We start from the raw sequence: 17455 nt of genomic DNA on the forward strand, positions 1-17455 counted from the left end.
CGTTGTGCCCACACGTTGTCACCACACTCAGCCAGGAGCCTCCCGATGTCAGCAAAAGAGTTCAAGCGTTTTCGTCTTGCCGCCTGCGCCGGCGTCGTGGTGCTGGCGCAGCTTGCCGGCGCCGCCACGGCGCACGCGGCTGATCTGGGCCTCGTGAAAAGCGGCACGCTGACTTACTGTTCGAGCATGGATGCGCCGCCGCTCGCGTCCTACGACGAGAATCAGCAGCCGCGCGGCTTCTCCGTCGATGTTGCGCACGACGTGGCGAAGCAACTCGGCAATCTCAAGGTCGAGTGGAAGGTGATGTCGTTCAGCGGACAGATTCCGGCGCTGCAGGCGCGTCAATGCGATCTCGTGATCGGCCAGTTGTTCGACAAGCCCGAGCGGCGCCAGATCATCGACATCGTCGACTACATGTATTCGAGCCAGTCGATCATGGTGCCGCGAGGCAACCCGCGCCACGTGCGCTCGCTCGACGATCTATCGGGCCTGAAAGTCGGCGTGCTCAACGGCACGACCATCAGCTCGCTGCTCGAAAAGGAAAATCAGAAGCTCGCCGCGGCAGGCAAGGCGCCGATGAACATCGTTGTCTATAGTTCGGACGCCGATGCATTTCAGGCGTTCCGCCTGCAACAGGTCGACGCCTACGGCACCACCTCGGAGAGCGCCGCACACTTCCGCCAGGCATCGGGCGACATGTTCGAGGAAGCGGTGCCGGGCTTCAACCGCATCGCAACCGGCATTGGCGCACGCAAGGGCGAGCCGCTTTCGCCGGCAGTGGCGAAGGTCGTGGCCGACCTCGTGAAGAGCGACCGCTACGGCAAGATGCTCGCGACCTGGAAGCTCGAGAACGACCGCTATTGAGCGTGGGGTGAAGCCATGAATTTCAGCTGGGAAATTTTCCGGAAGTTCTTGCTGGAGCCCAGCCCTGCGTATCTGCGCGGGCTGTGGCTCACATTCTCGATCAGCGCGTGCGCGGTCGTGCTTGGCGCAACGCTTGGCCTCGTCGTTGCGCTCATGCGGCTTTCGCCGAGCCTGCCGGTGCAGTCGCTCGCGCGCGGCTACATCTGGGTCATGCGCGGCACGCCGCTGCTCATGCAGATCGTGTTTCTGTACACGGCGTTCGCCGCCGCGAACATCTTTCATTTTCACGATCTCGACTTCGGCATCGTCACGCTGCCGGGCAATATCCAGGCCGCCGTGCTCGCACTCGGCATGAACTCGGCTGCCTATCAGGCGGAGATCATTCGGGCGGGACTGAGTTCGGTCGATCGTGGGCAGTACGAAGCTTCGCGCTCGCTCGGTATGACCTCGGTGCTGCTGATGCGCCGGGTCGTGCTGCCGCAGGCGCTGCGCGTGATCGTGCCGCCGCTCGGCAACGAGTTCAACGTGATGCTGAAAAACACCACGCTCGTGAGCGTGATCGGCGTGCCGGAACTGCTGCTCAGCACGCAGATGATCACCTCGGTGAACTTCCGCGTGTTCGAGCTCTATCTCGTGCTCGGCATTTACTTCCTCGCGCTCACCACGCTCTGGGGCTTCGTGCAGCGGAAGCTGGAAGCGCACTTCGGCCGCGGCGAGGCGAAGCCGGCTGCGAACACGCGCCTGTTCGGCGCGCAAACGATGAAGCTGCTGCGGGGGCGCTGATATGAACGAAGCTCGGGAAATCGTGATCGAGGCGTCGGACATTCACAAGTCCTTCGGCTCGACCAAGGTGCTCAACGGCATCTCGCTGAGCGTCGCGAAGGGGGAGGTGGTGGTGCTGATCGGCTCCTCGGGATCGGGCAAGACCACCTTCATCCGCTGTCTGAACTTGCTGGAGTCGTACGACAGCGGGCGCGTGCGCGTGAACGGCAAGCTGCTCGGCTTTGTCGAGCGTCCGAACGGCACGCTTGTGCGCGATTCGGCACGCACGCTCGCAAGGCAGCGCCGCGACATCGGCATGGTGTTTCAGCGCTTCAATCTGTTTCCGCACATGACCGCGCTGGAGAACGTGATCGAGGCGCCCATTCACGTGCTGAAAATGCCGCGCGAAGAAGCCGTCAAGCAAGCGAAGGCGCTGATCGCGCGCGTGGGACTCGCGGATCGCGCCGACCACTATCCGTCGCAGCTTTCCGGCGGGCAGCAGCAGCGCATTGCCATCGCGCGTGCGCTCGCGATGCAGCCCAAGGTGCTGCTGTTCGACGAGCCCACGAGTGCGCTTGACCCCGAAACTGTGGGCGAGGTGCTGCAGGTCATGAAGGAGCTTGCGGAAGACGGCATGACGATGGTGGTCGTCACGCACGAGATGGGCTTCGCCCGCGAGGTGGCCGACCGCGTGGTCGTGCTCGACCAGGGCGAGCTGATCGAGGAAGGGCCGCCAGAGCGCATTTTTACCGCGCCTTCGCACCCGCGCACGCAGACTTTCCTGCGGCGCACCTTGCGCACCGCCGCGCCCGCGTAATCCATACCGAAGGCGGCAGCGCCGCCTTCCATGATCCATCATCAGGACACCAAATAAAGGAGAGTACGCTGATGCGTAACTTCGAAACGCCGGGCCGCTCGCTCGTCATGGCCCGCAACGGCATGGCCGCGACTTCGCACCCGAGCGCCACGCTTACCGCCATCCAGATACTGGCTGCGGGCGGCAACGCCATGGACGCCGCGATTGCCGCGTGCGCAGTGCAATGCGTGGTCGAACCCGGTTCCACGGGCATCGGCGGCGACTGCTTCGCGCTCTATTCGCGCGGCGGCAGCGACGACGTAATCGCCTATGACGGCTCGGGCTGGGCGCCCGCCGCCGCGAGCGCGGAGCGTTTGCGCGCGATGGGCGTCACAGCGATTGCGCGTCATTCGCCGCACGCAGTGACTGTGCCGGGCGCCGTGGATGCATGGACGACGCTCCATCGCGATCACGGCCGTCTGCCGCTGCGCGACGTGCTCGCGCCGGCCATCCGTTTCGCGGAAGAAGGCTACGCCGTCGCGCCGCGCACCGCGCGCGACTGGGCCGCCGAAGTGGAGACGCTCGCGCGCGACGCAGTGGCGGCCAAGGCCATGCTCGTCGACGGCGCCGCGCTGCGCGCGGGCGAAATCCACCGGCAGCCGCGCCTCGCGAACACGCTGCGCGCAATTGCGGAGACGGGCCGCGACGCATTCTATCGCGGCGCGGTGGCCGCCGATCTCGTGGCCAAGTTGCAGGAGCACGGCGGCTTGCACACGCTCGACGATTTCGCGGCGTTCAGCGGCGAGTACGTTACGCCGATCCGCGCGAAGTTCCGCGGCTACGACGTGATCGAATGTCCGCCGGCGGGGCAGGGCATGATCGCGCTGCTGATGCTGAGGCTGCTCGACAAGTACGATGCCGAAGGCGGACCGCTCGACCCCGACCGCCTGCATCGCGAGATCGAAGCGGCCAAGCTCGCCTACGCGGTGCGCGATGCGGTGCTGGGCGACCCGCGCAAGCAGGGCGTCGATGTGGAGCGCCTGCTATCCGACGCGTACGTCGACGCGCTGCGTAGCCGCATCGATCTCGAGAGCGTGCTGGACCCGGCCGCCGCGCTCGCTTCGGTCGAGCATCGCGATACGGTCTATATCACCGTTGTCGATCGAGACCGCAACTGCGTGAGCTTCATCAATTCGTTGTTCTATGCATTCGGCAGCGGATTGATGGGCAAGGAATCGGGCGTGATGCTGCACAATCGCGGGATGGGTTTTTCGGTCGAGCCGGGGCATCCGAACGCAATCTCCCCGCACAAGCGCCCGCTGCACACCATCATCCCCGGCATGGTGGCGCGCGATGGCCGCGTGCAGATGAGCTTCGGCGTGATGGGCGGCCACTATCAGGCGATGGGGCACGCGCATTTTCTGTCGAAGGTGCTGCATTACGGGCTGGACATGCAGACGGCGATGGATCTGCCGCGCGTGTTTCCACGCCCGGGCACGGCCACGGTGGAAATCGAATCGACGCTGCCCGAAGCCACGCGCGCGGTACTCGCGGACCGAGGCTTCGCGCTCCTGCCCAGCGCCGGACCGATTGGCGGCTCGCAGGCGATCCGCATCGATTGGGAGCGAGGCGTGCTGACGGGCGCATCCGATCATCGAAAAGACGGATGCGCGCTCGGATATTGAGGGCGTGACTACGCGCCCTCACCGGGCGTCAAGACGAGGTGGCCGTCACGTGCGTGATGACCACCCGCTTGCACCATACACGGGCAACTCAGTGCCCGTGCGCTTCCCGGAATCCGGTGTCGTGTTCGATGTGCTGATCGGGAGTGTCGACGTGGAAGGCCGCCGAGACCACAAAGAGGACGCCGGCGAACGTCCAGACCCAAGTGCCCAGCGAGAAGGTGAGCAAATACGCGTGATGAGGCGGGTACGTCTGGAGCGCCCAGGCAAGACACGCAACTGGCAACATCAGCAGACACAACGCCGACCGGTTCAGAAAAGCGGCGACCCTTGCATTCTTGCGCGTCTCAGCTTGCATGCCTGCCTCCGTAGGGAATGGCACTGAGAGATAGAGTGGCACGGCGGTCATTTCGCGCAAACTTGGGAGTATCCCCAGGGTCTGTTCATGAACAGACCCTTGCACGCCGCGATAACGAGGTAACGAAGCGCAACATTGGTTTACGCCTCCGGCGGATTATGCAAGTATCGCGCGCACCGCGTAGCACGAATACGCTTGCTCTTCTTGCGAGGTACGGGATGGACTGGAGGTTTTGGAAGGCTGAGAAGCGCCACGAAGAGGCCGAGGCGCACCATTGGCCCACCGGTACGCATGAATCGATTCGGCAGCTGCTGGGCATGTACCAGGGCGCCGGAACCCCGCCGTTCGCGAACTGGGCCGCGCCCGGCATCGCATTCGCACCCAATGTCGAAGCGACAGCCCGAAACGCCGTCAAGGGCTATCAGCTCGCCCTCTGGTTCTGGCTGTTCGCCGGCAAGCACGGCGCCATCGCGGCGCGCATGGCACGCGAAACGTTCTGCCTGCTTGCCGATGCCGCGCAGCCGGCGTCGGGCGACGCCATCGACGCGCTGCTCGACCTCGAAAGCCGCCTCGCGCGTTCCGTCGAAACCATCTCCGCCGAACAGCGCACCTTCAGCCAGGAAGGCCAGGCCGTGGAATTGCCGATGGAGTTCTTTCTGGCCACGGGCGCGCTAAGGCTCATGCCCGAGTCCCCTTATGCGGGAGATGCGGGCGCGTCGCTGCAAGGCAATGACTACAAGCTCGCGGACTGCTTCCGCCACGCTACCGACGAAGCTTTGGCGCTGTTCCGGCCAATGATCGAGGCCGTCGAATTCGACGCGAAACTGCTGCCGAACTGGAAATGGAGTGTCCGCCCGGGCGCCGCCGAACGGCATCTGCAGCGTCGCCACGGCAATCCGCTATTCCCGCTGCATCGGCAGATGGTGACGGCCCATGACGTGCACGAAGCACGCATCGCCGACAACCAGGCGCTCCAGGATATCCGCAACGAACTCAACGAAGTGCGCCGCGCGTTCTTCGAAAAGCCGTCGCTGCCGTTGAACTGGCAGTCGTACCTCGAAAACTACCGCGAACAGGTGGACCGGCTCGACGAGCGCCGCCTCGTGGCAGGCGGGCAGAACGCGCCGCTCGGCGACGCGGTCGCGGCGCTGCGCGCCGACATTCTGGCGACCTGGCGCGCCGAGATTCAGAAGAACCGCAACAGCCTCGCCGCGCTCGACCAGGACGAGGCGCGCAAAGCCGAGCGGCGCGCGCTGCTGTACGGCTGCGACTGGACCGGCCAGCTATTGAGTCACGGCTCGCTGATCCCCGCCGATGAAGTGGTGCCCGCGCTGCTGAGCGAGCCCCCGGCGGAACTGGAGAAGGCGGTGGCCGGTCTGCAGGCGGAGCCGCGCTTGCACGAAACGCTGGCGCACTGCAGGGCGGCCGCGCATCGGCTCGTGGGCGAGCTTCGCGCGGCGGGTCACGCATTTCCGGACCTGACCGAAAAGCTGACTATCCTGGACGGCAAGCGCGAGGCCGCGCCGCAGGACGACTCGCCGGGGCCGCTGCCGGCCTGATGAGCGTGCTGCTTAGCTTTTCAGGCGGTAACCGGTCTTGAAGATCCAGGCGGTGATCGCGAGGAACACCGCGAGAAACGCGGCCGTCATGGCGAGGCTCACGCTGACGTCGACGTCGGCGAGCCCGTAAAAGCTCCAGCGAAAACCGCTGATCAGATAGACGATCGGGTTGAACAGCGTGACCACCTTCCACGCCGGCGGCAGCATGTCGACCGAGTAGAAGCTGCCGCCGAGGAAGGTCAGCGGCGTGATGATCAAGAGCGGCACGATTTGCAGCTTCTCGAAGTTGTCGGCCCAGATGCCGATGATGAAGCCGAGCAGGCTGAACGTCACCGCCGTGAGCAGCAGGAACAGCACCATCCAGAACGGATGCTGGATCTGGATCGGCACGAACAGCGCAGCGGTGGCGAGGATGATCACGCCCAGCAGCACCGATTTGGTTGCGGCCGCACCCACATAGCTGATCACGATTTCCAGATACGACACCGGCGCGGAGAGTAGCTCGTAAATCGTGCCCGTGAAGCGCGGGAAGTAGATGCCGAACGACGCGTTGGAAATGCTTTGCGACAGCAGGGACAGCATGATGAGGCCCGGCACGATGAACGCGCCATAGCTGACGCCGTTCACTTCCTGGATGCGCGAGCCAATCGCGGAACCGAACACGATGAAGTAAAGCGAAGTGGATATCACCGGCGCGACGATGCTTTGCATCAGCGTGCGCCGGGTGCGCGCCATTTCGAAACGGTAGATGGCGCGAATGGCGTGAAGATTCATCGGGAGCTCACCTGTGCTTTGTTGCTATCCGCAACGGCCGAGTCCACGGCCGCAGGGTCTTTGTGGACAAGACTCACGAAAATCTCCTCCAGCGAACTCTGGCTCGTTTGCAGGTCCGTGAAGCCGATGCCGGCCTCGCTCAGGTTCTTGAGCAGCGTGAGGATGTCGTTGCGTTCGTGCTCGGCGTCGTAGGTGTAGATGAGCGCGCCGCCGCCATTGGCGAGTTCCAGTCCCCAGTTGGCAAGGCTCGCCGGAATGGCGCTCAACGGCGCTTCGAGCTGCAACGTCAGCTGCTTGCGGCCAAGCTTGCGCATCAGCGCGTCCTTGTGTTCGACGAGCATGATTTCGCCGCGGTTGATGACGCCGATCCGGTCGGCCATTTCTTCGGCTTCGTCGATGTAATGGGTGGTGAGGATGATCGTCACGCCGCTGGCCTTGAGCCCGCGCACGAGTTCCCACATGTCGCGGCGCAATTCGACGTCCACGCCCGCGGTGGGCTCGTCCAGAAACAGGACTTGCGGCTCGTGCGCGAGCGCCTTCGCGATCAGCACGCGGCGCTTCATGCCGCCCGACAACGTGATGATCTTGTTGTTGCGCTTGTCCCACAGCGAGAGGTCGCGCAGCACGCGCTCGATATGCGCGGGGTTGGGCGGCTTGCCGAACAGGCCGCGGCTGAACGAGACCGTGGCCCAGACCGTTTCGAACGAATCGGTCGTGAGCTCCTGGGGCACGAGGCCGATCAGCGAGCGCGCGGCGCGATAGTCGGCGACGATATCGTGACCCGCGACGCGCACACTCCCTTCACTCGCATTCACGATGCCGCAGACGATGCTGATGAGCGTCGTCTTGCCCGCACCGTTCGGCCCCAGCAGCGCGAAAATCTCGCCGCGCTGGATGTTCAGGTTGACGTGCTTGAGCGCGCGGAATCCCGACGCATAGGTTTTCGAGAGATTCTCGACGGAGAGGATCGTTTGCATGTGCGTGACATTACCAGAAAGCCTGGGTGCTCGTTCGAGCCGCAAACGCATGACACGTCGAGCATTAAGCCTTGGCGATGCCGGCAAAGCGTTCACACACGCAGGGCGTTTGTGGCGCCGGTCATTGCTGCGCTTGCGCCTTGATGCGTTCGAGTTCCAGGCTGTCGACGATGATGCGAACCGCGTCGTGCCGCCAGTGCTCGATTTCAAACTCGACGATTTCATCGTTCTGATCGTAGATGATGCTCGAAATCATCAGAATCTGGCTGCCTTCCGTCAACATCAACGCCTGGGCGACTTCGCCCCACGCGGCAGTCGGAGTGATCTCGAACCGCGAGCGGCCATAGCGGATGCCGTAGCTCTGTTGGTACAGCGTCGTCAGCGACTGGCTCAAGTCATGTTCGAATATCCGCGGAAACTTCTCTGGCTTGAGATAGTGCTTTGCCAGCATCACGACACGGCCGTCCAGTTTGCGCAGCCGATGGATTTCGTGCACGCGCGACAGGGTTGGCAACTCGAGGTTTTGGCAGATCGCAGGCGTCGCCACGATCGTGCGCGACAGCAGCACCCGCGTTTCGAGGCAGCGCTTCTGATCGGTGACGATCTGATGGAACGGCGAGCGATAGAGCGGGTTGTAAATCAACCTCGGTGGCGCAACGAACCAGCCTCTCCGGTCCTCGCAATAGATCCGTCCTTCCGCCTCCATGGCCACCAGCGCTTCCTTCACCGTCGTGCGCGTGGTGCCGAACAGTTCCGAAAGCTCTCGTTCGGACGGCAGTTTCGCGCCCGGCAGCAGCAACTTGCCGTCGATCTGCATCTCGATGGACTGCCTGATATGGGCCGCTAGAGTGGTACTGCGCTCAGATTCTGCCAATTGGACTACTCCAAATTTTGGTGCAATGGTCAACGTTTCGTCTGAGGAAATCGCCAGTTCAGGCGCTCGTCCCGGTGGGCAGACGACGCCACAGATGCGTTTGCCTGTGTTTCACAAAATTATTAAAAATCAATGACATGAAATGATTTTTCGCATCTCTGCCTGGGTTCTCCGGTGAGATGCGAAAAGCCATTGACACTGATATTACCACCGGATATGTTCTGCGCATGGCGAAACTGGACTGGACCAGATGGGAGGCGTCATGAAAGCGAAAACACTCGTGGGTGTCATTGGGGTTGTGGTTTGCGCCAGCGCGGCACAGGCCGGGGCGGAGGATTTGAATGCGCTTACGCAGGCAGCGAAGAAAGAGGGCGCGGTCTATAGCGTCGGCATGCCTGACGACTGGGCGAACTGGAAGGACACTTGGGCTCAACTGACGCATAAATATGGACTGGACCACCATGACACAGACCTGAGTTCGGCGGAAGAAATTGCCAAGTTCGACGCGGAGAAAAGTAATGCGACAGCCGACATAGGCGACGTCGGCCAGAGCTTCTGTCCGCTTGCGGTGCAGCGCGGGGTGACGCAACCCTATAAGCCGGGTACCTGGAACGATATTCCGGACTGGGCGAAGAGCCAGGACGGGAACTGTATCGTCGATTACACAGGCACGATCGCGTTCATCACCAACACGCGGCTGGTGAAAAATCCGCCGAAGTCCTGGGCCGATCTGCTCTCCGGCAAGTACAAGGTGACGCTCGGAGCCGTCGGCGTGGCGGCACGCGCGAACAGCGCGGTTCTGGCCGCTGCGCTTGCGCAGGGGGGGAGCGAGAAAAACCTGATGCCGGGCCTCAAGCTGTTTGCCGAACTGGCGAAGCAGGGGCGGCTGTCGCTCGTGGATCCGAGTCTGGCCAATCTGGAAAAGGGCGAAATCGAGGTCGGCATTCTTTGGGACTTCACGGCGCTTGGCTATCGCGACCGGATCGACCCGTCCCGCTTCGCGGTCAACGTTCCTTCGGACGGGTCGGTGACAACCGGCTATACGCTTATCATCAACAAGTATGCGAAGCATCCGAACGCCGCGAAGCTCGTCCGCGAATACGTGCTGAGCGATGCGGGGCAGTTGAATCTCGCGCGCGGTTATGCGCGCCCGATTCGCACGTCCGTGAAATTCCCGCCCGACGTGCAGGCGAAGCTGCTCCCCGCGAGCGAGTACAAGTCGGTGAAGCCGATTCAGGATTTTGCCGCGTGGGATGAGTCGGTCAAAAAGCTGCCGCGCCAGTGGCAGGACGTGGTGATGGTGAACATGCAGTAACGCAAGCGCGCCGCCGGCCGACGCCCGAAACATGCGTTCGGGCGCCGGTCCGGTCGAACGCTCGCTTGTCCAACTTCGTGAACCGGAGTTTCCTTTGTGATGAAAACCCCCTCACTTTTAGTCGCCGGCGAGCATGCCGAACGCGCACGCGCGCGCATTCGATGGCGGTCCGGCATAGCCGCCATCTGGCTGGTTCCATTTGCCGTCGTCTTCACGCTGTTCTGTCTCGCGCCGATGGTATGGGTGATCGCCAACAGCGTGCAATCCACGCAAGGCTTCACGCTCGCGAATTACGCGGAAATTCTGTCGTCGCCTTTCTATCGGCAGGCGTTCGGGAACAGCCTTCGCATATCGCTGTGGTCGAGCGCGATTGGCCTCGTGATCGCAATTTTCGGCGCCGCCTCGTTGAGGCGCGTGCCGGGCAGGCTGCGGCGGCTGGTCGTGTCGGTCACGAACATGACGAGCAATCTGACCGGCGTGCCGCTGGCGTTCGCATTCATCATCCTCGTCGGCACCAACGGATCGCTGACGCTGCTCTTCGAGGCGTGGGGGCTGGCAAAGCACTTCGATCTTTATTCGATCAACGGACTGATTCTGATCTACACGTACTTCCAGATTCCGCTTGGCATCTTGCTGCTGTACCCGGCATTCGACGCGCTCGACGACGACTGGCAGGCCGCCGCATCCTTGCTCGGCGCGAAGCTCTGGCAATACTGGCGCCATGTCGGTCTGCCGGTGCTGGCGCCCGCGATCTTCGGCACGTTCATCCTGCTGTTCGCGAATGCGATCGGCGCGTATGCCAGCGCCTATGCGCTAACCCAGGGGAACTTCAATCTGATTACCGTGCGCATCGCTGGACTCGTATCGGGGGATTTGTTCCTCGATCCCAACATGGCGGCCGCGCTTTCGGTACTGCTGATGCTGCTCCTGCTGGCCGTGACCGTCGCCAATCAGTGGCTGCTGAACAGGAGGACTCGTCATGCGCGCTGACCTTTACCATCGCGCCGTGGTTGGCGTGCTCGTGACCATCCTGGCCGCGCCGATACTCGCCACCCTGCTGTATTCGTTGTCCAGGCACTGGGGCGCCACGATCCTGCCGGACGACCTTTCGCTGAGCTGGTATTGGCAACTCTTGCATGACAAGGCGTTCATGGCTGCATTCGGTCGCTCGATGGCCGTGTGCCTCGGCGCGCTCGCGCTCAGCGCGTTGATCATCGTCCCCACGGCCTTCGTGGTCTTTTACCGGTTTCCGCGCCTGGACAAGGTGATGAGCGCGCTGATCCTGATTCCATTCGCGGTGCCGCCGGTCGTGACGTCGGTAGGTCTGCTCAATATCTACGCAGACGGGCCGATCGCGATCAACGGCACGCCGTGGATTTTGCTCGGCTGCTATTTCACCATCGCTTTGCCGTTCATGTACCGCGCGCTGGCGAACAGCATGGCAAGCATGAATATCCGCGACCTGATGGATGCCGCTCATCTGCTTGGCGCGAGCACATCGCTTGCTTTCGTGAAGATCATTCTGCCGAACTTGAGCAAGGCGCTGATGGCCTCGTTGTTCCTGTCATTTGCGTTTTTGCTTGGCGACTTTGTCTTTGCGAATCTGCTCGCGGGATCTCATTACGAAACGCTGCAAGTCTATCTGTACAACGTGCGCCAGACGAGTGGCCACTTCACCAGCGCCATCGTCATGAGCTACTTTTTCACCGCGTTGATTCTGACCTGGCTTACCGCGCGATTCAGCAAATAGGACGACCACCATGAACTACGTCGAAGCGAACGGCTTGACCAAGCAATACGGCACGACGCCGGTCTTTCGCGATATCAGCTTCTCGTTGCGCAAAGGCGAATTCGTCACGCTGCTCGGGCCGAGTGGCTGCGGGAAGTCGACACTGCTGCGCAGTCTCGCGGGACTGACCGATGTGGACGCGGGCACTATCCGCGTCGATGGCGAGGACATCACGCGCGTCGCACCGCAAAAGCGCGGGATCGGCATGGTGTTTCAAAGCTACGCGCTGTTTCCGAACATGACGGTTGCGCAAAACATCGAGTTCGGCCTCAAGCTCAAGAAGATGGCAGCAGACGAGCGCGCGCGCAAAGTCGTGGATGCGATTCGTCTCGTCTCGCTGGGCGGCAAGGAGCATCAGTATCCGCATGAACTCTCGGGCGGGCAGCGCCAGCGCGTCGCGCTCGCGCGTGCGCTCGTGGTAGAGCCGCGCATACTGCTGCTCGACGAACCGCTGTCCGCGCTCGACGCACGCATTCGCCGCTCGCTGCGCGAGCAAATTCGTGACATCCAGTCGCGCCTTGGCGTCACGACGATCTTCGTGACCCACGATCAGGAGGAGGCGTTGACGCTTTCCGATCGCATCTTCGTGATGGATCAGGGGCGCATCGTGCAGGAAGGGGAAGCGGAGACCATCTACGCGCGGCCGGCTTCGGAATTCGTTGCACGCTTCATCGGCAACTACAACATGCTCTCGCCGGGCGACGCGAATGCGCTATTCGACATGACCATCGATGGGCATCTGGCGATTCGGCCGGAGGCCATTCAGGTTGCTTCGCTCGCGGATGTCGTGGGCGAGACGCAGCTGGCACCGCTTACGGGAACGGTCCGGCATCGCCAGTTGCTCGGCAACGTGATTCGCTATCAGGTGGAATCGTCAGGCGTGATGCTTCGTGTCGACCGGCTCAATCAGCGCGAGGACCAGCTCTTTGCGCCCGGAACGCTCGTCGCGCTGACGGTCGACCCGCAGCAGATGCGAGAGGTGCACTGACATGGCGCTCGGCATATTCGATATGGACGATACGCTCGTCGACGGCGACAGCGCGAACCTGTGGCTGCACTATCTCGTGGAGCGAGGCCGCGCCCCGAGCGCGATGCTGCCGCGCGAGGAGGCCCTGTTGCAGGCCTATCGCGAAGGCCGTGTCGACATGCGCGAGTACGTGCGTTTCGCACTGGAGCCGATACGCGGGCTGACGCGGGAAGTCGTTGCGGCCTGGATGGCGGAGTTCGTCGAAGGCATCGTTTTGCCCCGTATTTTTCCGGAAGCTTTGCGTCAGCTCGAATGGCATCGCGCTCGGGGGGACCGGCTGCTCATTGTGTCGGCTACGGGCGAGCACCTCGTCAGCGCGATTGCCGATCGGCTCGGCGTGAAAGACTCCATCGGGATTGTCGTGGAAACGCGAAACGGGTGCTATACCGGCGATACCCATGGGGAACTCAGCTATCGCGAAGGCAAGGTGTCCCGTATACGCGCCTGGCTCAATGCAGAGGGCGAAAGTCTCGACGGAAGCTACGGCTACAGCGATTCGTTCAACGATGTATCGATGCTCGCGGCGGTCGATCATGGTCACGCGGTGAATCCGGATGCGACGTTACGCGCAATCGCCATGGAGCGCGGCTGGCAAGTGCTGCACTGGCTGCCGCCCAGCAGGCAACGCGATGGGATTGAAAAGTGAAAGTGTCGGGAGGTGTATTGCTAGCCGACATTGCGCTGGACCGCACGAGCGACGTTCCATTGCATCGGCAACTCTACCTGCAGATTCGCAGGCAAATCCTGAGTGGCCGGCTGACCGGCGGTACGCGCTTGCCTTCCACGCGCACATTGATTCGCGAACTCGGCGTTTCTCGCATCACGATCGTCAACGCGTTCGAGCAATTGGGCGCGGAAGGGTTTTTAACCTCGCGCATTGGCGCCGGCACCTATGTTGCCGGCGAGTGGAGCGCGCCGCATCGGCCGCAACCTTCGCGCGAACGGCCGCATCTTTCCGCGCGGGGCGCCGCGACCATTTCCGCGCGAGGCGACCTGTTCAGCCGGGCCCCGCGATCGTGGTCGCCGGACGAGCCGGAATCGTTCATCTCCAGTCAGGGCGCGTTCGAGGAATTTCCCGTGCGCGTCTGGAAGCGTCTGCTGTCGCGCCACGGCGCGCGGCGCGACATCGATTTGCTCGGCTATGGCGATCCGCTCGGTTACCGGCCCCTGCGCGAGGCGATTGCCGATTACCTGAACGATGTCCGTGGGCTCGACTGCGAGGTCGATCAGATCGCCATTTCGTCGGGCGCCCAGCAGGCGTTCAACGTGCTCGCCATGTTGCTGCTCGATCCGGACGATGCGGTATGGGTCGAGGATCCCGGCCATATTGCGGCCCGCCTCGCGTTTCAGGCGCAAGGCTGCCGGCTCTGCGGAATCGCGCTCGACGAACAGGGTGCCGACGTGTCGTTTGGCATTGCCCGTCACCCTCGCGCGCGTCTGGCGTTCGTCACGCCTTCGCGGCAGCATCCGCTCGGCATGACCATGAGTTTGGGGCGGCGCATGGAGTGGATCGACTGGGCACGCGATTCGCAGAGCTGGATCATCGAAGATGATTGCGACAGCGAACTGCGTTATCGCGGGCCGCTCCTGCCGGCCCTGTTTGGCCTCGACCGGAACGAGCATGTCATTTATGTCGGAACCCTAAGCAAGGTGATGTTTCCGTCGCTTCGGCTAGGCTACGTGGTGTTGCCGCGGGATCTCGTCGCCCCATTCGCCGCGGTGTGCACGGTGATCGGGCGCAGCCCGTCCACGCTCATGCAGGCGGTTGCTGCCGATTTCATCCGCGAAGGCCATCTGCAGGCTCATATCCGGCACACGCGCGGGCTGTATCAACGGCGGCAAGGTGCGCTGCTGACGGAGCTTGGCGGCCAACTCGGGCATTGCCTGAGCGCCGGGCCGGTCGATGCCGGCATGCATGTGCTTGGCTGGCTGGGCGAGGATGTCGACGACCTGCACGTCGCCCGCGCGCTCGCACAACGCGGCGTCTACACGTATGCACTTCAGGAATACTGCCTGCAGCAGACGCAGCGCTCCGCATTGCTCATCGGCTTTGCGGGCACGGCCGAGGCCAATATGCGGCGAGCGGTGGCGCGCATGGCCGATGCGTTGAAGCAACTGGGCGTGGCGTAACGAACGTGCCCTGCAGGAGTTGCGCGGCGGCTCAAAATGGACATGTCGGGACGCTATTTAATGGCTCTAACGACCGGTCCGCTATGGTGATCTAATGACGGCATTCTGGATGCGCTCCTCTCATGCATCCTTCCTCAACAGGAGTTCGAATGCCATTCGTCCAGTCCCGATTCGCGACGCTGATCGGCCAGAAGCTCGATGCCGAGGAATCTGCGCATATTCCCGAACTCACCCCGGCGCTGGCGCGCAAGCTGATCGAGCGTATCGACAGCGTACGCCTGTTCGCGCACGCGTACACCATGCTGGGCAATTTCACCTACGGCAGCTTTCATCCTTGCGATCTGCTCGATCACGCGTATCGGCACGAACTGGACGGCATCTGCATTCATTTGCTCGACGGCGAGGAGCGCAGCCTCGGGCAAATGTCCGATTCGCAACTGCGCGAGGTGGCGGCTCACGCGAGCCGGCTCGGCCTGGACGTGCATCTCGAGATCAGTAGCACCCGGCGTCCGGACGTGGACGAAGTCGTGCGCATCGCGCGGATCATGGCGGTCGAACACATTCGCGTGTATTCGCGTTACGAGGGCTTGCTGTCCGAGGTAATGAAGCGTGTGGAAGCCGACCTGCGCTACCTCGCGGAACTCGCCGACCGCCACAGTCTGCATTTTTATTTCGAGCAGCACGAGGAACTGAAGAGTGCAGAGATCGTGGATCTGTTGCGCACGGTCGGGCACCCGCGCCTGCATGCATTGTTCGACTTCGGCAACATGATCAACGCATGCGAGTCGCCGATGAGCGCATTGCGCCAGCTGGCGCCATACATTGGCCAGGTTCACATGAAGGGTGTGCGGATTCTGAAGGAAGGCGACGGCTTCGGCCATCGCGGCGTATTGCAGGGCAGTGCGGACGACGATCTTCCCGGCGCACGGATGCTGTTCGAACTGCTGATGCTTGGCGAATCGAAGCCGCAAATCGTTGCGTTCGCACTCGAACAGGAAAATCACTACTACGCACCGATGTTTCGCCGGATGAGCGAAGCAGACGATCCATTTATACCGTACCGGGAAATGAGCGAAACGGGCATTCCCGGCGGCCTCAGCAAGGAGACGCTGCTCGAGCAGGAGCCTCGCTGGGCCTTCAATCAGATCCGGTACGTGCGCTCGCTGCTGCTGCGTCTGCGCGAGCTTGCAGATTTGCGCCTGCAGATGGCCGGGACCGCATCCGGCTGCTGAAATAAAACGACCCCATGGAGAAGACAATGAAGTCGATTGACAGGATGAAATGGCTTAAGTTCGTAGTGCTTGTGATGGGAGGCGGGACAGTCTACAAGCTGGCGAACCTCAAGGATGCGTTTTATGTGCCGATGCAGCAGTACCTGGGTTTGACCAACGCGCAGATCGGCGTGCTGTTGAGCGTCAACTCGTTGTTTGCGACCGCACTGTTCGTGGTCGGGGGCTACTTGTCCGATCGATTCCAGGCGCGCCGGACCATTTCGTTGGGGATGGTCGGTGCGGGCGTCATCGGCATTTATCTGAGCACGTTCCCGGGCTACAACCAGTTGCTCGTCCTGTTCGCTGCGCTGGCGGTCTGCTCCGACTGCCTGTTTTGGCCCGCGCTGCTCAAGGCGATTCGCAATCTTGGCAACAGCGATGAGCAAGGGCGCATGTTCGGCTTCCTGGAAGGCGGCCGCGGGGTGATCGATACGCTGGTGGCATTTTCCGCGCTCGGACTGTTCGTCGTGATGGGCTCGGGCCCAGGCGGGTTCAAGGCGGCGATCCTGATGTACTCGGTGATCGACATCCTGGTTGGCGTGCTTACGTTCTTCCTGCTCAGTGGAGCCGACAAGCACTCGCCCGCCGAGCGTGATGCTTCGCAAGTATCGGGTCTGGCGGCGTTGAAAATGGCGATACGTCTGCCGAAACTGTGGCTCGTCAGTCTGAACGTCTTTATGGTGTACGTGGTGTATTGCGGATTGACCTATTTCATTCCGTATCTCAAGTACGTGTACGGTTTGCCGGTTGGCCTCGTGGGCGCCTACGGCATTATCAATCAGTATGGCTTGAAAATTGTGGGTGGCCCGCTGGGCGGCTATTTGTCCGACAAGAAATTCGGCAGCGCGATCAGCTATATACGTGCGGCATTTTTTGCGCTGATTCCGATGATGGCGGTGATTCTGTGTCTGCCTGGAAAACCCGAATACATGATCGCCGGGATGATTGCCACGCTGGGATTTTCACTGATCGTCTTCACGATGCGCGGCGTGTTCTGGGCGCCGATGGAGGAGGCCGGGATTCCCAATGAAATCAGCGGTGCCGCCTTTGGTGTTGCCTGCCTCATCGGTTACGCGCCGGGGATGTTTGCATTCATGATCTACGGCGCGATGCTGGATGCGTATCCTGGGGTGACGGGCTATCACTATGTGTTTGGGTCGATGACCGCGATGGCGCTGATCGGAATCGGCGTGGCCAATGTGCTGGCGCGCGTCACGCGCACGGGCCGCGCCCCGAGCCCCGCAACGGCCGTGTAGCGAAGGCGGTGCACGCGCCTT

At 62.4% G+C, this 17455-nt stretch carries 17 protein-coding genes; 13 read left to right on the plus strand and 4 right to left on the minus strand.

Features of this window, described 5'->3' with window-relative positions:
- Positions 1-45: 45 nt before the first annotated feature.
- The 4 genes from NH14_RS18780 (at position 46) to ggt (ending at position 4107) form a co-directional block, all read left to right on the plus strand.
- Positions 46-864 (plus strand): ABC transporter substrate-binding protein, encoded by an 819-nt coding sequence (locus NH14_RS18780; protein WP_035524299.1) that lies wholly within the window; start codon positions 46-48, stop codon positions 862-864.
- Positions 865-879: 15 nt separating this feature from the next.
- Positions 880-1647 carry an amino acid ABC transporter permease gene (locus NH14_RS18785; protein WP_035524301.1) on the plus strand — a complete coding sequence of 256 codons (768 nt, stop codon included), beginning with the start codon at positions 880-882 and terminating at the stop codon, positions 1645-1647.
- A 1-nt stretch (position 1648) separates the two neighbouring features.
- The gene (locus tag NH14_RS18790; RefSeq protein ID WP_035524303.1) at positions 1649-2443 is read left to right on the plus strand and encodes an amino acid ABC transporter ATP-binding protein; all 795 of its coding nucleotides are present in this window, start codon (positions 1649-1651) and stop codon (positions 2441-2443) included.
- Between the two features lie 71 nt (positions 2444-2514).
- Positions 2515-4107: a gamma-glutamyltransferase gene (gene ggt, locus NH14_RS18795; RefSeq protein ID WP_035524308.1), complete on the plus strand. Its 1593-nt coding sequence runs from the start codon at positions 2515-2517 to the stop codon at positions 4105-4107.
- A gap of 88 nt (positions 4108-4195) precedes the next feature.
- On the opposite strand, the gene NH14_RS18800 is transcribed toward ggt, so the two are convergent.
- Entirely contained in the window at positions 4196-4462 is a 267-nt protein-coding gene (locus NH14_RS18800) for a hypothetical protein (protein ID WP_035524946.1), read from the minus strand.
- A gap of 218 nt (positions 4463-4680) precedes the next feature.
- Here NH14_RS18800 and NH14_RS18805 point away from each other — a divergent pair, with 218 nt between their 5' ends.
- Complete coding sequence (locus NH14_RS18805; protein WP_052147909.1) at positions 4681-6021, plus strand: hypothetical protein; 1341 nt, start codon at positions 4681-4683, stop codon at positions 6019-6021.
- Positions 6022-6033: 12 nt separating this feature from the next.
- On the opposite strand, the gene NH14_RS18810 is transcribed toward NH14_RS18805, so the two are convergent.
- The 3 genes from NH14_RS18810 to NH14_RS18820 form a co-directional block, all read right to left on the minus strand.
- The gene (locus NH14_RS18810) at positions 6034-6795 is read right to left on the minus strand and encodes an ABC transporter permease (protein ID WP_035524312.1); all 762 of its coding nucleotides are present in this window, start codon (positions 6793-6795) and stop codon (positions 6034-6036) included.
- Positions 6792-7772, minus strand: a complete 981-nt coding sequence (locus NH14_RS18815; protein ID WP_052147910.1) for an ABC transporter ATP-binding protein — start codon at positions 7770-7772, stop codon at positions 6792-6794. Before NH14_RS18815 ends, NH14_RS18810 begins: the two co-directional genes overlap by 4 nt.
- Before the next feature lie 121 nt (positions 7773-7893).
- A complete protein-coding gene (locus NH14_RS18820; RefSeq protein WP_331253462.1) occupies positions 7894-8679 on the minus strand; it encodes a UTRA domain-containing protein in 786 nt (261 codons plus the stop codon).
- 217 nt (positions 8680-8896) lie between these two features.
- Between NH14_RS18820 and NH14_RS18825 the strand changes: the two genes are divergently transcribed.
- From NH14_RS18825 to NH14_RS18860, 8 genes are all read left to right on the plus strand, one after another.
- A complete protein-coding gene (locus tag NH14_RS18825; protein WP_176329268.1) occupies positions 8897-9961 on the plus strand; it encodes an ABC transporter substrate-binding protein in 1065 nt (354 codons plus the stop codon).
- Positions 9962-10060: 99 nt separating this feature from the next.
- Complete coding sequence (locus NH14_RS18830) at positions 10061-10951, plus strand: ABC transporter permease (protein WP_035524320.1); 891 nt, start codon at positions 10061-10063, stop codon at positions 10949-10951.
- The gene (locus NH14_RS18835) at positions 10941-11711 is read left to right on the plus strand and encodes an ABC transporter permease (protein WP_035524323.1); all 771 of its coding nucleotides are present in this window, start codon (positions 10941-10943) and stop codon (positions 11709-11711) included. Before NH14_RS18830 ends, NH14_RS18835 begins: the two co-directional genes overlap by 11 nt.
- Before the next feature lie 10 nt (positions 11712-11721).
- Positions 11722-12738, plus strand: a complete 1017-nt coding sequence (locus tag NH14_RS18840) for an ABC transporter ATP-binding protein (protein ID WP_035524324.1) — start codon at positions 11722-11724, stop codon at positions 12736-12738.
- 22 nt (positions 12739-12760) lie between these two features.
- Positions 12761-13423, plus strand: a complete 663-nt coding sequence (locus tag NH14_RS18845) for an HAD family hydrolase (RefSeq protein WP_202031707.1) — start codon at positions 12761-12763, stop codon at positions 13421-13423.
- A 17-nt stretch (positions 13424-13440) separates the two neighbouring features.
- On the plus strand, positions 13441-14907 hold the full coding sequence (gene pdxR, locus NH14_RS18850) for a MocR-like pyridoxine biosynthesis transcription factor PdxR (protein WP_202031708.1): 1467 nt from the start codon (positions 13441-13443) through the stop codon (positions 14905-14907).
- A gap of 149 nt (positions 14908-15056) precedes the next feature.
- A complete protein-coding gene (locus NH14_RS18855) occupies positions 15057-16139 on the plus strand; it encodes a sugar phosphate isomerase/epimerase family protein (RefSeq protein WP_035524332.1) in 1083 nt (360 codons plus the stop codon).
- A gap of 26 nt (positions 16140-16165) precedes the next feature.
- Entirely contained in the window at positions 16166-17434 is a 1269-nt protein-coding gene (locus NH14_RS18860; protein ID WP_035524334.1) for an MFS transporter, read from the plus strand.
- The last annotated feature ends 21 nt before the right edge of the window (positions 17435-17455 follow it).

Origin of the sequence: Paraburkholderia sacchari, from assembly GCF_000785435.2 — a bacterium.
Classification (GTDB): Bacteria; Pseudomonadota; Gammaproteobacteria; order Burkholderiales; family Burkholderiaceae; genus Paraburkholderia; species Paraburkholderia sacchari.